The following is a 19,265-nucleotide window of genomic DNA, read 5'->3' as shown; positions in this document are numbered from 1 at the left end:
CAGCCTGCGCTTCCCCCCAGCTTTTGATTCAGCCTGCAACACTTTTCTCACATAAGCAGGCGATCGCCCTCACCCCTTCTGCCCAAGATGATGGATTGTTCACGAGTGCGGAACTTTACAGCATGAATTTGAATGCCGATCTAGTTGTTTTGAGTGCTTGTGATACCGAACGCGGCGGAATCACGGGTGACGGCATGATTGGCCTGTCGCGATCGCTGATGCGGGCGGGTATTTTGGTGTCGTTGTGGAAAGCGCCTGATGCACCGACTGCCAAGTTGATGACTGAGTTCTACCAAAATCTGCAAGCGCAGCCCGATCAAGCGCAAGCCTTGCGATAGGCAATGCTCAGCGTGATGCAGCAACATCCTGACCCAATCAATTGGGCAGCTTTTACGCTCATCGGTCAGGCCGAATAGCAGTTCAAGTTTGCATAGGTGTCGATCGCGCCGAAATAGGTGTAGGCAGATGACCTGAATGAGGATAATCCCCATGAAACTTCTCAAAGCTGCATTTCCCGTTGCGATCGCTCTGCTTGCTGCCGTTTCTGCTTCCCTGCCTGCTGTTGCTGCACCCGACGCAAACGCGGCCTAAGCCGTTCGGCGAACCTACTGTCTCGGCGCAACTTGCACTCAGTCAAAACAACTCGATCGAAACGCTGGTGAACCTCGATCGCTTTGATGAAGCGCTAGCAGCGTTTAATCAAGCCGTTCGCATTGATCCGCAAGATGCGGCTGCTTGGTATCGACCTGGCTGGGTGCAACGTGCACTGGGACAGTATGAAGCGGCACTGGCTTCGCTGAAGCGATCGATCTCCCTCAACCCCGATAATGCTTGGGCGTAGTACTAAAAGGTTTGGCACTGGCAAATCTGGAGCGCTGTGATGAAGCGATCGCCGCAGCAGAAAGGGCACTGCGCCTCAATCCTGAATTGGCTCAAGCACAAGAGTTAATCGATCGCCTGCAAGCAACGGCCAGCCGTGTGATCGGTCAGTGGTAGTTCGATCGACTGTAAACAAATCGTTCAGTGATTCTTCTGGCAGCGAGGTATCCCTTAAACTCTTTGCCAAGTCATCTATGAGCCAATCAGCGTTTCAGCGGTCAATCTCGACTGAAACGCTGATTCAATTGCTGCTTTTTGGAGAATTTCTATGTCTGCTGCCAAGTCGCTCAAGGTCTTGTTGTCGATCGCCTGCTTCAGTTTCGTTCCGGTTGGGCTGGTGACGGATTTTGTAGGGTGGCGATCGTCTGTTGCGTTCGCTCAAGAGCAGAACGATTCCGATGCAGATGCTGCCCAACCTGAACCACTGCTGCGAGTACAAGGAGTTCTGGAACCAGGCGATCGTGTTTTGCCAGATGACAACACGTTCTACGACGAACACTCGTTTGAAGGTCGTCAGGGTGAAACGGTTGTGATTGAGATGAGCAGCACTGATTTAGACACCTACCTGATTTTGCAGGCTCCTACAGGTAGAAGGATCGCTCTAAACGATGACGGCGGCGGCACTAATTCTCGCATTGCGATCGAGCTACCCATAACGGGACGCTACACGATTTTGGCGAATGCTTATGCAGAGGGAGACCAATCTGGCAGCTATACGCTGACGCTGCGAGCAGCAACGGTAGACGAGTTGGCGCTTGCAGAAGCCGATCGCCTCATGCAGCAAGGTCGTCAGCAGCAGACAAACAATCAATATCAAGAGGCATTACAATCTTTTCAGCAAGCACTAACGCTTTATCGAGAAGTGGGCGATCGTCATAACGAAGGAACAGTACTTACTCTCATTGGCTGGGTTTATGGCGTTATCGGACCTTATTCTGAGGCTTTGAACTACCACCAACAAGCTGTAGTAATTTTTCAGGAAGTTGGCGATCGCAGAGGGGAAGCAAATGCCTTTCTTGGTCTTGGCTGGGATTATGACGGTCTAGGTCAGTATGCCGAATCTATAGAATCTTATCAGCAAGCTCTGGTAATTTTTCGAGAAATTGGCGATCGCAGAAATGAAGGAACAACACTCGGTAACATTGGCTCAGTTTATGGCGTTACCGGTCCTTACTCTGAAGCTTTGAACTATCATCAGCAAGCTTTAGCAGTGCATCGAGAAACGGGTAATCGTGCGGGTGAGGGAACTGCACTCAACAATATTGGCATTGTTTATAGCAATTTGGGGCAATATTTCACAGCTTTAGATTACTACCAGCAAGCACTAGTAGTAAATCGAGAAGCGAGCAACCACGAAGGCGAGGGAAGCAATCTCGGAAATATTGGATCAACCTACAGCAACTTGGGGCAGTATTCTCAGGCATTGGAATATCATCAGCAAGCCTTGAGCATTTTTCGAGAGATTAGCGATCGTGAGAGTGAGGGAATTGCTCTAGAGCATATTGCAAGCGTTTATCAACACTTAGAGCAGTATTCTCAGTCGCTGGACTATTACCAGCAAGCCTTGACGGTTTTACGAGAAATTGGCTACCGGGCAAGGGAAGGCTCTACTCTACAGGGTATTGGGCAAGTTTACCAACTTCTAGAACAATATCCTCAAGCGCTAAATTATTATCGACAAGCCTTAGCCATTCATCAAGAAGTAGGTAATCGCCCAAATGAGGGGGCTACTCTCAATGCGATTGGAGCAGTTCATCGAGAGATGGGACAGTACTCTAGGGCACTGGAATATCATCAACAGGCTTTGGGCATTACCAGGGAGGTAGGTGATCTTCCGTTTGAGGCGACTGTTTTTCTATCGCTGGGTAAACTTTGGTCGGCACAAGATCAACCGGAGTTGGCGATCGCCTTCTACAAGCAATCAGTTAACATCACAGAGCAAATTCGCAGCAGTAATCAAGCGTTATCGCCGGAGCTGCAACAGTCTTTTACAGAAACGATCGCCGTTATCTATCGTCAACTGGCCGATCTACTCCTTCAACAAGACCGCATCATTGAAGCGCAACAGGTATTGGATCTGCTCAAGGTACAGGAGCTAGATAATTATTTGCGCGACGTGCGCGGCACGGACAGCACGACTGAAGGCATTCCGGCACGTCCAGCCGAAGCCGCCATTCAGCAAACGGTTGACAACAGCATCGATCGCCTCATCGCCCTCAATCGCGAATTGGCTGAGCTAGAGGCAATTCCAGCCGATCAGCGCACACCCGCCCAGACCGAGCGACTGAATGAACTGAGTGATCAAGAAAGGGCGCTGGTCGATCAATTTCTGACGCTATTTGATGAGCCAGCAATTCGAGAGAATGTCGATCGCCTCAGACAAACGACCGGAAATCAAAGCATTGACTTAAACGACTTCCGCAACCTGCAAGAGGATTTAGCCAAGCTGCCGCAAAATGCCGCTTTGCTGTATCCATTCGTGCTGGACGATCGCATCGAGCTAATTTTGGTGACGGAGAGCGGTGTACCCATTCGTCAGACTGTCAGTGTAGAGCGGCGTGACCTGAATGAGGCGATCCGACAGTTTCGCGAAGCGCTGCAAAATCCAAACAGCGATGCGATCGCGCCTGCCCAACGGCTGTATCGCTGGCTGATCGAACCGCTCGAATCGGCATTGACGGCGGCTGAAATTCAAACTGTGCTTTATGCGCCGGATGGACAGTTGCGCTACATTCCCCTGGCTGCGCTGCACGATGGCGATCGATGGCTGGCGGAGCGCTTTGAGGTGAACAACATTACAGCAGTCAGCCTCACTAGCATCGACTCGCAGCCGAGTCCTGATCCGGTTGTGCTGGCTGGGGCAGTGACGCAGGGACGATCGATCACGGTGGGCGGTGAAACCTTCACGTTTAACGATTTGCCATTTGCGGGGCGCGAAGTGGATGCGCTGGCTGAACAAATGCCCAACACGCGATCGCTGCTGAATCAGAATTTGACTCCGGCAATTGCTACGGCTGTAAAAGACTACTCGATCGTGCATTTAGCAACTCATGCCGCCTTTGTGCAAGGAATACCTGAGCAGTCGTTTATTCTGCTGGGTGATGATGGCGAAAATGGTGGCTACGTCACGCTCAATCAAATTCGCAGTTGGGATCTGACAGATGTTGATTTGATTGTCTTGAGTGCCTGTGAAACCGGAGTGGGTGACGAATTGGGAGATGGTCGCGAAATTCTGGGTTTGGGCTATCAGATGCAAAGAGCAGGTGCAAATGCTGTAATTGCCTCGCTCTGGTCGGTCAACGATGGCGGAACGCAAGTGCTGATGGATATGTTCTACACGGCTCTAACGAACGGCTACAGCAAAACGGAAGCGTTGCAACGCGCTCAGCAGGTGCTGATTACAGGTGACTTAACCGCAGTTGGAGAACCACGCGGGGCAACCATTACAGCAATCAGCACTCGCACAGGTTTACCCGCTTCTGTCAGTAATAATTTGAGTCATCCCTATTACTGGGCACCGTTTATTTTGATTGGCAATGGTTTGTGAAACGGGCGATCGCCTTTCTGCATCGGTTGAGAAGCGTGGGAAATAGGTGGAAATGAGTCAAGCAGCAGCGATCGAAATGCTGCGCTTCTCGCCTCTACCAATTTTCTAAAAACACAATCATGACACAGAATGCAGCTAGTTTGTTTGCCCAAGCAACCCGCGTTCGGTTTCAGAGTAATCAGCTTAAACTTCAAGGTTCACTGACCGAAACCAATGAATTTGATTTGTATCAATTCGACCTGACGCAAAGCCGAACTGTTCAAGTTGCACTCAACCGCATTGAAGGCAATTCTGAACTGGTGCTGTACGATCGCAGGGGCAGAATTGTTGCCAATTCCGACGAGGCAGACGGCGAAGCCGAATCAATTTTGGAACGACTGAAAAAAGGCCGCTACTTCTTGGAAGTTCGTCGAATTGAAGGCGATTTTCGCTATCGGTTGAACGCTTCAAACACCACTTCCACAACGGAAATTGAACGACAGGGCAGCAGCTTTGAGCGGGCGATCGAGATTGAGCAAAACGGCAGTGAAATTCTATCAGGTCGAATTACATTGCGCGAAGATGTTGATTTTACGTCGCGCAGCAACCGATCGGAATTCTACAAATTCACCGTTGTCGATCGCACCAGTTTCAGCAGCACCTTGAAGAAACTCAGTGCCGACTGTGAGTTTGCGCTTTACGGCAGCGATCGCCAAGTTTTGTTTACTTCAGACCAGCGCGGCAATCGGTCTGAGTCCATTTCGCAAGTGTTGGAATCCGGCGTTTACTATCTTGAAATTCGCGTCAAGCGCAGCGAAACGCGCTTCAAACTCAACCTCGACTTTCAACAGGTGCAGTTAAACGGCAACTCGATCGAAACGGCGGAATCGATCGAGATTACTTCAACTGAGCAGACAATTTCTGGCTTGATCGGCGCATCGGATACCAATGATTGCTATCAGGTGGATGTCACTTCAACCGGAACGCTGAAGCTGTCGCTGAGCCAGTTGAGTGTGGACGCTAATCTGGAAGTCATTAACAGCAGCGGCACGGTGATTGCGACCTCTGCGAACCTTAGCACGAGTCAGGAATTTCTCAACGTCAATGTGACAACTGGAATTTACTATGTGCGCGTTTCTTCCACCAGCACAACCTTCACTCAATATGAGTTTAACTATCAGTTTGAGTCGTTTACTCAGTCGATCGAAACCGCAGTTTTGATTCAGTCAGATTCGACAACCAGTAATGCGATCGCGGCCAATGAGCAAGATTGGTATCGGGTCGATCTCGATGTCGCCAGCCGTTTAGATTTGCAGCTTGATGGCCTCAGCGCTGACGCCGATTTGCAACTGTTCGATGCCAATGGCAACCTGATCGACAGTTCACTCAATTCAGGCACAACTCCAGATGCCGTCTTCAACAATCTCAATCCCGGTACTTACTATGTGCGCGTTTTCCTTGCCGATGGTGCAGCCTCAACCAACTATCGTCTGAGCTACAGCCTCAAGGAGTTGCCGCTGTATGCCCTGGCCGACAACAATCGACTGGTTGCCCTTGACCCTAACTTGATTGAACCGGGAAAACTGCTGGCGTTTGTAGACATGAGCGGACTGGCGGCGGGCGAAACTATGACCGCGATCGATTTTCGTCCCGGCACCGGAGAACTGTATGGCCTCAGCAGTGCCGACAAGCTCTACACCATTAACCTCACAACCGGAGCTGCCACGCAGGTTGGAGTCGGCTCAGTCGATACCACCGGATTTTCACCGGGCTTCGACTTCGACCCGTCGATCGATCGCCTTCGTTTCGTCAGTGAAACAGGCGAAAACCAGCAAATTGACCCGCTCACCGGAGCGATCGTCAGTACAGATGGTGAGTTGCTGTATTCGTTTGTTGATGCCAATGCGGGGTTTGTGCCCAGCGTGACGGCTTCGGCTTACAGCAACAACGTGGCAGGATCAAGCGCGACGGCACTCTACGGCATCGACACCGATCGCGATGTGCTGGTGCTGCAAAACGATCAAGGTGACCTGTTTACGGTGGGTGGATTGGGCGTGGATTTCGATCGCGCCACCGGATTCGACATTCTTACCGATGCCAACGGAGTCAACAGAGGCTACGCCGCCAGCAACGACACGGTCTACTCGATCGATCTGGCAACCGGAGCCGCCACTGCTGTGACGCCCATCGTCGATTCTGGCAACGGCGTGCCCTACCGCTTGATTGGGATGGCAGGTCAACCTGTTTAATTCGCCGTTTTAATTCACAGTGGCGATCGCTCGGTTCAGCAGGGCGATTGCCTTTTGACAGAACGCGATCGCGTCAAATCGCTGCATAGCTCTGGAACGGCTGGAAATACATGCTGATAGCGGCGGACGAATTCTACATTTACACCTCGATCGCCTGCTAGCCAATCCAACTGAAGGTGCAGCATGACGATTCGCAAATTCCAGTTTTGGTGGACGATCGACAGCCTCAAATCAGCCCGACAAGCGGCGGAACAGGGCATGATGGCCGCGATGTTTGTTGCCATCACAACGGCGATGTTTGCCTTTGTTGTCATTTTGTTTGGTGGCTTGGGTGCAGGAATGCCACAGTTTGATGCTCGGTTTGGTTGGGGAATCGGTGTTTTTGTGGCGATCGCAATCGGCATCGCGCATCAATCGCGCTGTGCTGCGGTGAGCGGGCTGGTGCTGTATGGAACTGAGCAACTGGTAACGCGACTTACTCAGCCGATTGTTTCCATGAGCGATTTGCTGATTGCTTTGGTAATTGTCATCGCCTTTGCCAACTCGGTTCGAGGCACGTTTGCCTATCATCAATTGCGGCGCGATCGCCTGCGGTAAATGATTTCTTGATCAAGCGATCGCTTGCTGTTTTTTCACGAAAAGCTTGGCTGTTGGAGGTCAACCATCTGCGATCGCGCCTGCATGACCTGATTGAGGCGAGAGAATAAATGCGATCGCCCCTCCTCGAAAACTGCCATACACCCTCGCCTTTTACTTTGTTTGTCTGCCGCAATGCTACTATCGAGCGCGTCAAATCAACCGATCGACCCGTGCGAATCGATCGCGCTCAAGCCTTTTCCAAAGATTTTCTGCATTCGTGCGTCGGTCACCACATCTCGGAATATATCTAAGGGTGTATCATTTCGCTCGATCGCTCTCTACTCAAAATCCCCTTATGCTGCGCCATAATCTTCGATCGCTCCGCCTGCGAAAATGGCCGCGCCGAGTCATGGCGGTTTTGCTGACGCTAGTGATGATTTTTGCGTGGCAGATGGTGGAGGGGCGATCGAGTTTGGCGAAACCGGAAGGCGGTTCACAACCTGAAGTGACCAGTGCTGAAGCTCAGGAATTGCAGGAGGCCGATCGCCGCTCAAGACAGGCATCGGAGCTTCAGCAGCAAGGACAATATGCTGAAGCAACTTTCCTAGTCCAGCAGACTCTCGAAATCTATGAGCGAATTCTAGGAGCCAATCATCCGTTTGTTGCCATCAGCCTCAACAACTTGGCAGAACTGTACCGAGAGCAAGGCGACTATGCTCAAGCGTTACCGCTCTATCAGCAATCGCGCTCGATCTTGGAAGCAACATGGGGAGTCAATCACCCTGATGTTGCCACTGCACTCAATAACTTGGCCCTACTGTACCTAGACCAAGGTGATTACGTTGAGGCAGAACCGCTGTTTAAGCAAGCACTTTCGATCTTGGAAGCAACATGGGGAGTCAATCACCCTGATGTTGCCACTGCACTCAATAACTTAGCGGAACTGTACCGAGAGCAAGGCAATTATGCTCAAGCAGAACCGCTCTACCAGCGATCGCTTTCGATATTAGAAGCAGCATGGGGAGTTAACCATCCGCTGGTTGGCGCTACCCTCAACAACTTGGCATTGCTGTACCAAGATCAGGGCGGTTATGTTGAAGCAGAGCGGCTCTACCAGCGATCGCTTTCGATATTAGAAGCAACATGGGGACTCGATCACCCTAACATTGCCCTAATTCTCAATGGCTTGGCATCGCTGTACCTAAAGCAAGGCAACTATGCTCAGGCAGAACCGCTGTTTGAGCGATCGCTTTCAATTGGGGAAGCAGCGTTGGGAGTCGATCATCCATTTGTTGCCACTGCACTCAACAACTTGGCATCGCTGTATCAAATGCAAGGCAACTATGCTCAAGCAGAACCGCTTTACCAGCAAGTGCTTTCAATCCGAGAGGCTGCCCTCGGAGCGAATCATCCGCTTGTTGCCGCTACCTTCAACAACTTTGCAGGGCTGTACCAAGCGCAAGGCAACTATACTCGTGCTTTAGATTGGCTGCGTCGCGGCATGGAAGTTGACGAAACCAATCTTGCAGTCACCTTCTTAACTGGCTCAGAAGCTCGCAAACGTGCTTACATTGCCACGTTGCAAGGAACAGCGAGTTGGGCAATTTCGCTGCATCTGCAAGCCGCAACTACCCACTCAGAAGCCGCAGAACTCGCGCTAACAACCGTGCTGCGGCGCAAAGGGCGCGTTTTGGATGCGGTTACAGACAGCTTGCAACAGCTACGGCAAAACCTCAGCCCGCCCGATCAAACGCAGTTGAATCAACTGCAAGTGACCAATACACAACTGGCAACGCTGCTGTTTGGCGGCTTGGGCAACTACTCACCTGAACAATACCGCACTCAAGTGACTGCCCTGCAAATGCAAGCCGAGCAGCTAGAAAATCAACTGGCACAACGTAGCGCTGAATTTCGAGCTGAAGTCGAGCCTGTGACGATCGAATCTGTCCAAATTTTGATTCCCGCTGATGCTGCCCTTGTGGAACTGGTGCAATACAATCCGTTCAACCCTAGAGCCAGTTACTTTGAGCGATTCGGCACTCCCCGCTATGCCGCCTATGTGCTGCACAAGACGGGCGACCCGCAAGCTGTCGATTTAGGCGAAGCAGAACCGATCGATCGACAAATCGCCGTGTTGCGGCAAGGCTTGCGATCGCCCACTCAAAATCCGCAAGGGGCAGCAAGGCGGCTTGATCAGCTTGTGATGCAGCCGATTCGATCGCTGTTGGGAGACAAAACGCACATTCTGATTTCGCCGGACGGTCAGCTTAATTTGATTCCGTTTGCGGCACTGAAGGATGAGAACGATCGCTACCTGCTCGAATCCTACGACTTCACCTATCTCACATCGGGGCGCGACCTGCTCAAGCTGCAACTCGAAGCGCCCAGCCGTTCGGCTCCCGTTCTCTTTGCCAATCCCGACTACGACGATCCGGGCAGCACTCAGATTGCAGCGATCGCCATCGCTCAACCTGCCTCCACTCGCAGCACCGATCAGCGATCGAGCGACATCACTGCCCTGCGATTTGACCCGCTGCCCGGAACGCAAACCGAAGCCGAAGCGATCGCGCCCCTGCTGCCCAACCTCACCGTTTTAACCGGAACGCAAGCGACCGAAAACACGCTCAAGCGGCTGCAATCTCCCAGCATTTTGCATCTGGCGACACACGGCTTCTTTCTCGAAGATGTCGAGTTTGTGCCGCCCAATGCCAGAGGTGGAGATGGCACGATCGCGCCTGTGTTCACGGGCGATCAATTTTCAGCGAGTCCAAATGTTCGCCAGAGCAACGAAAATCCGCTGTTGCGATCGGGCTTGGCTATGGCAGGCTTCAACCCGCGTCAAGGCGGCGGCACAGAAGACGGCGTACTCACCGCGCTGGAAGTGACCAATCTCGATTTGCGCGGCACGGAACTGGTTGTCATGTCCGCCTGCGAAACTGGGCTGGGCGACGTGATCAACGGTGAAGGAGTCTACGGCCTGCGTCGCGCCTTCGTGATGGCCGGAGCCGAAAGCCAACTGATGAGCTTATGGAAAGTCGATGATCACGGCACGAGCCAACTGATGTCGCTCTACTATGAACGACTCCAGCGCGGTGAAAACCGCAGTGCCGCCCTGCGAGCCGTCCAGCGAGAAATGCTGCAAGCTCCCTTCTACCAACATCCCTACTACTGGGCAGGGTTTATCTTTTCTGGCGACTGGCGATCGATCGCCACCTTCTAATCGCGACCTGCATAGGTGACTGCTCCGCTCAGATAGATATGAACAGCGAGGGAGTCAGCCGCTCAGGACAGTTCCCGACACAACACCAAACTGACAATCACAAAAGGCAACCGTATGGGTGAGGCGTTGAGATATTGGCAATTTGTTGGCATTGATGCGGCGGGCAACCGCCGAGTTGAAGTCATTGCTCCTGCCCGAACATTTTTTAAGCAGCAGTTTTCCACAGGTGAAGAAATCGCAGATGCCTCGGTGCAGCGGCAACTCATCGCGATCGTGCGAAGCAAAGCGGCAATCGATCGCCAAGCCGCAGAATCCTGTCTGCGCTGCTTCATCTCCAATCAAAGCGCTTGGATTTGTCGAGAACTCGTCGCTCAGTTTGGGCAAAAAGGCGGGTTTACCTGGGCAGATTTGTACAGTTTAGTATTGGATGATCGCTTGCCACTCGATCGCCGCCAAACTTCCAACTATCAATCAGTAGCAACTCGAATTCTGCAAACCGTTGATTTGAATTTAGGTCAGCTTAGCACCTGGACAAAGCGCTTGGTGATGGCCGAACTAAATCCGTTTTTGCTCAATTGCGGCATTTATATTGCGAGTGATTGGTCGCTGCTAAATATTCCGATCGATCGCTTGCGACGACTTTGTAAAAATACCTTTCGCTTGCCGGACAGTGAAATTCAAAAAAAGGTGCATTTACTCACGGCTTATCACCAAATCTATCGTCGCGATCGCCTCCGTGAGCTTGGCAGTCAGTCGCGCCGCAAATATGCAGAACCCACAGTAGAGCAGATTGACGAGATGATGAGCTATCTTCGATCGCAAAATCTTCAATATTCTGCCAAACAACTGCTAGAAGAACTACAAGATTTGGCACAGTTGATTCGACAAAATCGCTGTCCTGAAACAATTTCGATCGATGACTCCAATAATCACGCTTTGATTGAGCAATCTGCCCCTGAAGACAATTCTGAAAATGAACTGCTCAACCGCTATCGACAAGATTTGTTGGAATGTCTAGAAGCATCGCTGACAGAAGTGGTCACTCAGTACCATCAGAAGAAAAAGCCGGACAAAGCCGCAAAGTTTTTGCCTGCACTCTGCCTGTTTCACTGCGAAAGTCGATCGATGGGCAGAATTGCCAAAGAAATGCAGCTTGGCACACAGTCCACTGTTTCTCGTTTGCTAGAGCTTGATCAACTTCGTGCCAGTGTGCGACAAACCTTGCTGCTGAAGCTGCGCGATCGCGTCAAAGCATTAGCCGAAACCTACAGCAGTCGATCGCGCCTGGAAGCGATCGATCAGCAGCTTGACACAATTTTGCTAGAGCAAATTGACCCAATCATTGCCGCCGCTGCTGCCGAAGCCAATACGCCAAATCAGCCGCGCAATAGTTTGTTTTCTCGCCGCCTTTGTCGCTATCTTAAAACTCAGAACATTGCTCTATGTACTCACTAATTCCAAACCCCGAACGCCTCCATTCCATGTTTCTTTCACCTGACACTATTTCATTGAGCGAAGCCCAGATCGATCGCGCCCTCACTATCAGTCAGCGCGAATCGATCGAGGCGCAACAGTGGCAGCTTTATCTGAATACGCTGGCGCAAATGGGTATCGAGAACTGGCTGCAAAAACGCGCTCCTGAACTGCGAATGTTGAGCGATCGATCTCTAGAACCCTGTCAGCTACGCATCGGCAATTTCAGGGTTCATCTAATCGCAACCGATGAACTGGGAGCCGATGAAGTTGCCATTTCCCAAAGCGCGATCGAATCGACTTTCACTCCTCACCTGTACGTTCTAGTTGAAGTTTTAGAAGAGCTAGGACAAATTCAAATTCGCAGCGCGATCGAGCAGGCGCAGTTAGTTGAACAGGTGCGATCGATCCAGGCTGACGGTGAAACCTACTGGCTCAATACTGAGTTGTTTGACGCGAATCCCGATCGATTGCTGCTGTGGTTACGCTGTTTGGATGCTGATGCAATGCCAACCGTTGCGCCCACTGCTTCTAGGAGTTCGATTGCAAACACCGTTACGCAGAGCGCAATTAATGTTGGACTGTGGCTGAACGATCGCCTCGATCAGCTTGCTCAAGAATTTGCCTGGATTCTTCTACCCGCACCGACTCCTAGTTTGGAGATGCGATCGATGCGATCGCCCAATGAGGAGTTCAATCGGGTACTCCATCAACTCACGCAGCAGGGCAGAATCAACGCACTTCCACAGGCTCGCGGCGGCTATCGCGATTTTCAGTGCGAAGACGCGCTGCTGCGACTGTATGCGATGACTTGGAAAGCCGCAACCGATTCGGAGTGGACGCTACTTTTAGTTTTAGGAGCGCAACCCGGAGCCACGTTGCCGATCGGCACTCAACTTCAGGTACGAGATGCGGAGCAGGTTTTGGCCGAACCTGTGCTGCACGATCGCACTCAAGACTATTTGTTTACACAGGTGATTGGCACGGATGCCGAACGCTTCTGGGTGTCGATCGGCTTCCAAAATGGCGCAACTTTGACGCTGCCGCCGTTCACGTTCATTGATGACGCAACTTGATCATGTTTTACCTGCGAATTCATCAAGAAGGGCAGTTGTGCTTCTTCGATTTGACTTGGGGACAAGGACAGCGATTGTCGCGAAAGCTGGCCTTTCCAGACGGACTAATGGCGCTCTATCGCGACTGGCAACACGCCTATCTCAGCTTCTACCACCGCTACTCACCGGATTTGCGTCCTGAAAGTGGCGATGCGCTGCGAGGCAAAGCGGCAGCATCCGGCGCGATCGCCACCCCTGAACTCGACTGGCACTCTCGCCTCGTGGAAGCCGAAACGCGCCTGCTGCTTGACTTTCACCGTTGGCTTCAGCAGCCAGAACTGTTCGACCTCTACACCACGATCGCGCAGGCCAGCCGCTCGATCGCACCCGACACAGGGCATCTCGATGTCTTCCTCACCTGCACCTCGATCGAACTGGCAAGGCTACCTTGGGAATCGTGGGAGCTTGGAGCTTCATTTGCTACAAACTTGAAAATTCGGCTGGCGCGAGTTCCACTGAACATTCGCCATGCGGCTCCAATCATTCGTCAACGTCCTCAACGTCCCCGCATTCTGGTGATTTTGGGCAGCGATGAAAACCTGGATTTCTTAGCAGATTGGCAGCAGATCGATCGATCGCTCAAACACATTGCTGACCCGCCTAAACGCATCGGTTGGGAAGCAGGAAAATCGATCGATCAGCTAAAAGCTGAAATCGTTGCAGCACTCGTCGATCCGCAAGGTTGGGATCTATTATTTTTTGCTGGACATAGTGATGAAAATCAACTGATGGGCGGTGAAATTTCGATCGCGCCCCATGCCTCAATTCGCATTCGTGAAATTGCCCCACAGCTTCAAATCGCCTGCGAAAATGGCCTTCAGTTCGCTTTATTTAATTCATGCAGCGGCTTGGATATTGCTGAGTCATTAATCGACCTCGGTTTGAGTCAAGTTGCCGTGATGCGCGAGAAGATTCACGATCGCGTTGCACCAGAATTTTTGATGCAGTTTATGCAGGGCTTAGCCGACCACAAAGATGTTCACGAATCGCTACTTGCCGCCTGTCAATTCTTAAGAACCGAGAAGAATTTAACCTATCCTTCGGTTCATCTGGTTCCTTCCTTATTTCGCTATCCTAACGCTGAACTTTACCGCATTGAGCCGCTCAATCGCTGGCACTGGCTGAAGCAGTTTACGCCGAAACGCTATGAGGCGATCGCACTTTTTGTCCTGATTCTATTAAGCTGGCAGCTTCCAACGCAAAAATGGTTATTAGAACGTCGAGTCTTGACTCAAGCCATTTATCGACAGACAACTCAGCGAGCAATTGTGAATCAGCCGCCACCCGTTCTATTAGTGCAGGTGGACGATCGCTTCTTTGATCAAAAACAAATTGTCGACCGCAATCCGATTCCCTATGATGCACTTGCTGATTTGATCAATCAAGTTGCTGCCTATCATCCCAAACTGATTGGCGTTGATTATGTCCTTGATCGCCCTCAAGAACCAGCGAAAATCGATCGTCTTGCCGCCGCAGTACAGAATGCTCAACAGAAAGGAGTTGAGTTTGTATTTGGAGCCGACTATGAGCAAAGAAACTGGCACGAAGCCCTGCCAAAAATTGCCAACGATAGCGTTTCAGGAAGCATTCTTTTCCGAAGAAATCACATGGATTTACCCTTTACAGGTGAGATTCAGCCGCTAACTTACGTGCTAGCGCAACAGTATCAGGACAACTGGCAAACGGATCGCACCAGTCGATCGCCCATCACGGAATTTGCCTATTGGCTCGGTCAATGGTGGCTTGATCCAATTGTTGATTACTCACTACCGCCCGATCAAATCTACACCGCCGTTTCAGCCGGAAAGCTGTTACAGCAACGCAATCTACCGGAGCTACAAAATCTTGCACAGCAGGTCGTAATCATTGCGCCCGGAGGCTATTCGGAAGCGGGCACAACACCCGGATCAGATAATTTCACTGCTCCTCTAGCGATGCAGCACTGGTTTGAGCAGGAAGATCCACGCGGTCGAGAAATGACGGGCGCAGAATTTCATGCATATAAACTTCATCATTTGTTGCGGCAGCGGCTAATTATTCCAGTTCCGGATCTTTGGATGATTCTATTAACAGCAGGAGCAGCAAAAGGACTTGCCTTACTAATACAAAAGCGATCGCCCCGTCGATCGACTATTTTAATTTCTTTGATCAGCGGCAGCGTCATCTATACATTTTTCAGCTTGGAGCTTTATCTTGCTTCGATCGCAATTTTGCTACCGATCGTGCTGCCCTTAGTAACAGTTTGGCTGTTGATTTTGCCTACATTAAAGAAGCAGTATTGAGGAAATAAAAATGCTTAAAATTTGTACAAAAACTCGCTTGTTGCTGGTCACAATTGCCCTGACAGCGACAAACTTTTCAATGCTACTTCCTGCTCAAGCTGCGCCTGAATGGTGGAGTCGGATTTTTACGAGCCGCCCCCCTGATCCACCCCAGCGCGGCGGCGGACGACCCACAGGCGGCTTCTGTGCGATCGCCCCTGTCGAAACGTTGCCTTCGGAAGACTTGCCGCTTGTATCGATCGCTGATCCGACGCTGGTTTGGGTTGGGAATGTTAGAGCCGTTCAGCTTTCACAGGTGGGACAAACAGAACCTTTGTGGAGTTGGGAGGCCACAGAAACAAATCTAGTCGATCGACCTCAGCCCGTGCAGCTAGCCGCAACAACCCTCTATCAAATCACAGTAGATATTGAACTTCAGCCCGATCAACTGTATGAATGGCGCGTTTATCAGCCGATGGTTCGGAATGCAATTACGGTTGAATTTGCCACTGTTTCTGCTCAAGGGCAAGCCGAAATTCAGCAGAATTTGCGATCGATCGGCAGTGAAGATCAAATCATTGAACGGGCAGATTATTTCGCCAGCCAACAGCTTTGGAGCGATTTTTGGCGGGAAGTGCTGTCGATCGATCGGCCTTCTGATCAATTGAATCAAGCACTGAACGAAGCATCTTCAGCAATCTGTCCCTAAAAGAGGAAAACCACTGATGTCACAGATGAAGCGTCGCCATTTTCTGCAATTTGCTGGATCAACGCTCGCCACGATCGGCCTGAGTCAATTCGATTTCTTTCAACAGGCCGATCGCTACGGTCGCGTTCTTGCTCAAGGGACGCCGCGCAAACTGGCGCTTTTGGTTGGCATCAATCGATATCCCGAAAGCGTTTCATCGCTGAGGGGATGTCTAACCGATGTACAGTTGCAAAAACACCTGCTAATTCACCGTTTTGGGTTTAATCCGGCTGACATTTTGGAAGTGTCTGACACAGCAGACGTGGAGCCAAATCGTGACAACATTATTCGCGCTTTTGAAGAGCATTTGATTCGTCAGGCGAAACCGGGAGATGTGGTTGTTTTTCACTATTCAGGACATGGCGATCGCATTCGCGACCCGAATCCACTGGATACAGAAGAATGTCGGGCGATCGGTGATTGTGGACTTAACGGCACGATCGTTCCCAATGACGCCACGATCGATCGTCAAGGTTCTGAGATCATCGTGCCGGACATCATGGGGCGGACGCTGTTTTTGCTGATGAAGCGGATTGATACTGAAAACTTGACGGTGATTCTTGATAGCTGTCACTCCGGCGCAGGCACAAGGGGAAATGTGCGAGTGCGAGCGGCCAACTCCAGAGCCAGAGCCGGGACAGACGACATTCTTGTGCCCAGTGCCGCTGAACTGCAAGCACAGGAAACGTTGCGATCGCAGTCGAATCTATCGATCAGTGATTTTCAGCGACTGCGGCAGCTTGGCATTGCCAAAGGCGTAGCGATCGGGTCGGCACAGCGCGACCAGCTTGCGATCGATGCTGCCATTAGCGACTTTTATGCGGGAGCCTTTACCTACTTGCTGACGCGCTATCTGTGGCAAATCACCAGTACGCGATCGGCGGAAGCGGTTTACTCAGACTTGGAGCGCAGCACCCGCAGCCTCGCTCAGTCCACATCGAATCGTGAGCAGGTTCCAACTTTTGAATATCAGCCAGAAAGTAACAATTTGCAGCAGCCGATCTATTTCACAAATTTAGTTTCGCCGCCTGCGGAAGCGGTTCTCACCAGCGTCGATCCACCTCAGTTTTGGCTGGGTGGCGTATCGTCACAAAATCTCAGCGGTACGGCGGGTAGCATTTTTTCTGTTCTCAATGCCGCAGGTGAAGAAGTGGGGGCGATCGAGCAGACGCGCCGGGTGGGACTCAGTGGTGAGGGTCGCGTGACGCAAGGGCAAGCCGCAGACCTGCGCGAGGGAATGCTATTGCGCGAGCGCATCGTGGGCATTCCGGCCAATCCGATGCTGAAAGTGGGTGTCGATCGATCGCTGGCCGCAGAAGCTCAGACGGCACGAACCGAACTGGCTGCGACGAGCCGCGTCGAAGTGGTTGATTCAGAAGGGGCGATCGATTGTTGGCTCGGTCGCTTCACTGAGGAAGATCAGCAACGCTTGAGTGCGGAGGGTGAAGCAGACTTGCCGTCCGTCGGCAGCATCGGCTTATTTCAGCCGGATCTGACTCGGCTGGTTGACAGCTTTGGGCTGGCGAGAGAACCCGCGATCGCCGCGATCGATCGCCTCCGTCCGCGCTTCAAACAAATGCTGGCAAGGCAGCTACTCGCCCAGCTACTCACAGCCGGAACCGGATCGCCGCTGCGAGTCGAGGCCACAGTGTTTGCCGCTGGCAGCAGGGGAAACACGCTTCAGGTGATGACTCGTGGAGCGCAGGAAATTCAGACGACCGCGATCGACACATCAACCGTGCAGTTTCGATCGGGCAGCAATCTGCAAGTCGAGATCAACAACTTGGAGACTGAGCAAGATTTGTACCTGAGCATTCTCGTCATCAATGCAGACGGCGTGATGGATGTGCTGTATCCAGCCGAATGGACAGCTCCAGAAGAAGCGGCTCGCATTTTTCGCGGTCAGAAACTCACCATGCCGCGCCCCCAAGATGAAACCACGTTCACCGTTGAAGGCACGGGCGGCTTTCTAGAACTGCTGATTTTGGTCAGCAAAGAGCCGCTGCGTCAGGCGCTCTCGGTGATGCAGTCGATCGCCAGAGGCCGAGGGCAATCGCGCGGCGCTTTGGGCGGATTGAGCGGAGATGAACCGCTCGACGTTCTCGATCAGTTGCTCGGTGACTTAAATAACCTGTCGCGATCGATCGATCGACCAACGGGCGGCGTTCGCGCTCGCAACAACACCATTGCCTATGACACCGCAACGCTGGCTGTTCTGTCCGCCGTCTTTGAGGTGGTTGCATAGCCTCGTTTCCTTGAGAAATAAATCTCCTTGCCAGCCCCTTCAGGAGATCCAACCGATGTGCTACCTGCCTTTTGTGCTGCTGACTCAAGTTTCGTGCCCGACTTTGGTACTGCTGATGTCCAATTCGATCGTGGCGTCCCGGAACGGTATCGATCATCCCATTTGGCTGAATGATTTAGGGACGCTGTTGCAGCAGCAAGGCGAACTCGATCGCGCCCTTGCGCTGTTTCAACAGGCGTTGCAGGGATTCGTCGCAGCAGAAGATTACGTCGGAGTCGGGCGAATTCTGAACAATTTGGCACTCGCTTACGGCCAGCAAGGGCAGCTTCACCGAATGCAAAGCCTCTGCCAAAGTGCAGCCGGAATTCTTGAAGAAGCAGGCGATCGCTCTGGCGAAGCAATGGCGCGACACAACTGCGGCATCGCGGCATTTCAGCTTGGCGAATTCGACACTGCAAGACGATCGATCGAAACGGCGATCGCCATTCGAGTGGCGATCGCAGACCAAGCCGGAGAAGCCGCCTCGTTTCACGTCCTCGGCAAAATCTACAAGCGACTGGAACAACCTGAAACCGCGCTGTGCTGCTATTTTGAGGCGCGATCGATCTGGCGGGAACTGGGCGATCGATCCGGTGAAGTGCTGAATTTGAATGCGATCGCCGCCCTCTTTGAGCAACAAAACTTACTGCTTTCTGCTGCCCACTGGTATCAGCAAGCACTCGCGGTTTTTTTAGAACTGTCCGATAATCAGCAGCAACCCGAATTTGGGCAGTGCGATCGATTTTCAGTCGGCAATCGGCTAAGGAGGCGATCGATTTTCTACCGCAAACGCCGCCCATCCTCAATCAAACCCGTTGTCCGCCTCCAATCGCAAATCCTCGGCTAATTGAAACGTTTAAGGAATTCACGATGCGCCTGCACCCCTCAAAGATTTTTTGCTCAAGTTTGCGTCAGCATCAATTGCGCTTTT

The 19,265-nt window shown here is 51.8% G+C and carries 15 protein-coding genes; 14 read left to right on the top strand and 1 reads right to left on the bottom strand.

Features of this window, described 5'->3' with window-relative positions:
- Positions 1-23: 23 nt before the first annotated feature.
- The 5 genes from H6F67_RS15650 (at position 24) to H6F67_RS15630 (ending at position 6,654) form a co-directional block, all read left to right on the top strand.
- Positions 24-338 carry a CHAT domain-containing protein gene (locus tag H6F67_RS15650; protein ID WP_313926839.1) on the top strand — a complete coding sequence of 105 codons (315 nt, stop codon included), beginning with the start codon at positions 24-26 and terminating at the stop codon, positions 336-338.
- 224 nt (positions 339-562) lie between these two features.
- Complete coding sequence (locus H6F67_RS15645) at positions 563-841, top strand: tetratricopeptide repeat protein (RefSeq protein ID WP_190767556.1); 279 nt, start codon at positions 563-565, stop codon at positions 839-841.
- Entirely contained in the window at positions 832-996 is a 165-nt protein-coding gene (locus H6F67_RS15640; RefSeq protein WP_190767555.1) for a hypothetical protein, read from the top strand. Before H6F67_RS15645 ends, H6F67_RS15640 begins: the two co-directional genes overlap by 10 nt.
- A gap of 151 nt (positions 997-1,147) precedes the next feature.
- Positions 1,148-4,426 carry a tetratricopeptide repeat protein gene (locus H6F67_RS15635; RefSeq protein ID WP_190767554.1) on the top strand — a complete coding sequence of 1,093 codons (3,279 nt, stop codon included), beginning with the start codon at positions 1,148-1,150 and terminating at the stop codon, positions 4,424-4,426.
- A 119-nt stretch (positions 4,427-4,545) separates the two neighbouring features.
- Positions 4,546-6,654, top strand: a complete 2,109-nt coding sequence (locus H6F67_RS15630) for a DUF4394 domain-containing protein (RefSeq protein WP_190767553.1) — start codon at positions 4,546-4,548, stop codon at positions 6,652-6,654.
- A gap of 35 nt (positions 6,655-6,689) precedes the next feature.
- Here H6F67_RS15630 and H6F67_RS15625 read toward each other — a convergent pair whose 3' ends face one another.
- The gene (locus H6F67_RS15625; RefSeq protein ID WP_190767552.1) at positions 6,690-6,839 is read right to left on the bottom strand and encodes a hypothetical protein; all 150 of its coding nucleotides are present in this window, start codon (positions 6,837-6,839) and stop codon (positions 6,690-6,692) included.
- On the opposite strand from H6F67_RS15625, the gene H6F67_RS15620 reads away from it, so the two are divergent.
- The 9 genes from H6F67_RS15620 to H6F67_RS15580 all read left to right on the top strand — a co-directional run bounded on the left by H6F67_RS15620 (position 6,838) and on the right by H6F67_RS15580 (position 19,181).
- Positions 6,838-7,251 (top strand): hypothetical protein, encoded by a 414-nt coding sequence (locus H6F67_RS15620; protein WP_190767551.1) that lies wholly within the window; start codon positions 6,838-6,840, stop codon positions 7,249-7,251. The genes H6F67_RS15625 and H6F67_RS15620 overlap by 2 nt on opposite strands.
- A 110-nt stretch (positions 7,252-7,361) precedes the next feature.
- On the top strand, positions 7,362-7,544 hold the full coding sequence (locus H6F67_RS15615) for a hypothetical protein (protein WP_190767550.1): 183 nt from the start codon (positions 7,362-7,364) through the stop codon (positions 7,542-7,544).
- A 44-nt stretch (positions 7,545-7,588) separates the two neighbouring features.
- Positions 7,589-10,453 carry a CHAT domain-containing tetratricopeptide repeat protein gene (locus H6F67_RS15610; RefSeq protein ID WP_190767549.1) on the top strand — a complete coding sequence of 955 codons (2,865 nt, stop codon included), beginning with the start codon at positions 7,589-7,591 and terminating at the stop codon, positions 10,451-10,453.
- A 126-nt stretch (positions 10,454-10,579) separates the two neighbouring features.
- A complete protein-coding gene (locus tag H6F67_RS15605; RefSeq protein ID WP_190767548.1) occupies positions 10,580-11,908 on the top strand; it encodes a hypothetical protein in 1,329 nt (442 codons plus the stop codon).
- A 53-nt stretch (positions 11,909-11,961) separates the two neighbouring features.
- Entirely contained in the window at positions 11,962-13,002 is a 1,041-nt protein-coding gene (locus H6F67_RS15600) for a DUF1822 family protein (RefSeq protein ID WP_190767547.1), read from the top strand.
- 2 nt (positions 13,003-13,004) lie between these two features.
- Positions 13,005-15,323, top strand: coding sequence for a CHASE2 domain-containing protein (locus tag H6F67_RS15595; protein WP_190767546.1), 2,319 nt, complete (start codon positions 13,005-13,007; stop codon positions 15,321-15,323).
- Positions 15,324-15,402: 79 nt separating this feature from the next.
- Positions 15,403-16,011 carry a hypothetical protein gene (locus H6F67_RS15590; protein ID WP_190767545.1) on the top strand — a complete coding sequence of 203 codons (609 nt, stop codon included), beginning with the start codon at positions 15,403-15,405 and terminating at the stop codon, positions 16,009-16,011.
- 16 nt (positions 16,012-16,027) lie between these two features.
- Positions 16,028-18,295, top strand: coding sequence for a caspase family protein (locus tag H6F67_RS15585; RefSeq protein WP_190767544.1), 2,268 nt, complete (start codon positions 16,028-16,030; stop codon positions 18,293-18,295).
- Positions 18,296-18,350: 55 nt separating this feature from the next.
- A complete protein-coding gene (locus H6F67_RS15580) occupies positions 18,351-19,181 on the top strand; it encodes a tetratricopeptide repeat protein (RefSeq protein ID WP_190767543.1) in 831 nt (276 codons plus the stop codon).
- Positions 19,182-19,265: the final 84 nt, after the last annotated feature.

This window comes from Microcoleus sp. FACHB-1515, from assembly GCF_014696105.1.
Classification (GTDB): domain Bacteria; phylum Cyanobacteriota; class Cyanobacteriia; order Elainellales; family Elainellaceae; genus JAAUTJ01.
Note: the sequence above shows the minus strand (reverse complement) of the source record. Positions and strands in the feature narration are given on the sequence as shown.

Bases quoted from the DNA above. Each gene is read 5' to 3' on its own strand.
- H6F67_RS15595 (WP_190767546.1), top strand. From the start codon at position 13,005: ATGTTTTACCTGCGAATTCATCAAGAAGGGCAGTTGTGCTTCTTCGAT.
- H6F67_RS15620 (WP_190767551.1), top strand. From the start codon at position 6,838: ATGACGATTCGCAAATTCCAGTTTTGGTGGACGATCGACAGCCTCAAA.
- H6F67_RS15590 (WP_190767545.1), top strand. From the start codon at position 15,403: ATGCTACTTCCTGCTCAAGCTGCGCCTGAATGGTGGAGTCGGATTTTT.
- H6F67_RS15580 (WP_190767543.1), top strand. From the start codon at position 18,351: ATGTGCTACCTGCCTTTTGTGCTGCTGACTCAAGTTTCGTGCCCGACT.
- H6F67_RS15635 (WP_190767554.1), top strand. From the start codon at position 1,148: ATGTCTGCTGCCAAGTCGCTCAAGGTCTTGTTGTCGATCGCCTGCTTC.
- H6F67_RS15625 (WP_190767552.1), bottom strand. From the start codon at position 6,839: ATGCTGCACCTTCAGTTGGATTGGCTAGCAGGCGATCGAGGTGTAAAT.
- H6F67_RS15630 (WP_190767553.1), top strand. From the start codon at position 4,546: ATGACACAGAATGCAGCTAGTTTGTTTGCCCAAGCAACCCGCGTTCGG.
- H6F67_RS15585 (WP_190767544.1), top strand. From the start codon at position 16,028: ATGTCACAGATGAAGCGTCGCCATTTTCTGCAATTTGCTGGATCAACG.
- H6F67_RS15615 (WP_190767550.1), top strand. From the start codon at position 7,362: ATGCGATCGCCCCTCCTCGAAAACTGCCATACACCCTCGCCTTTTACT.
- H6F67_RS15610 (WP_190767549.1), top strand. From the start codon at position 7,589: ATGCTGCGCCATAATCTTCGATCGCTCCGCCTGCGAAAATGGCCGCGC.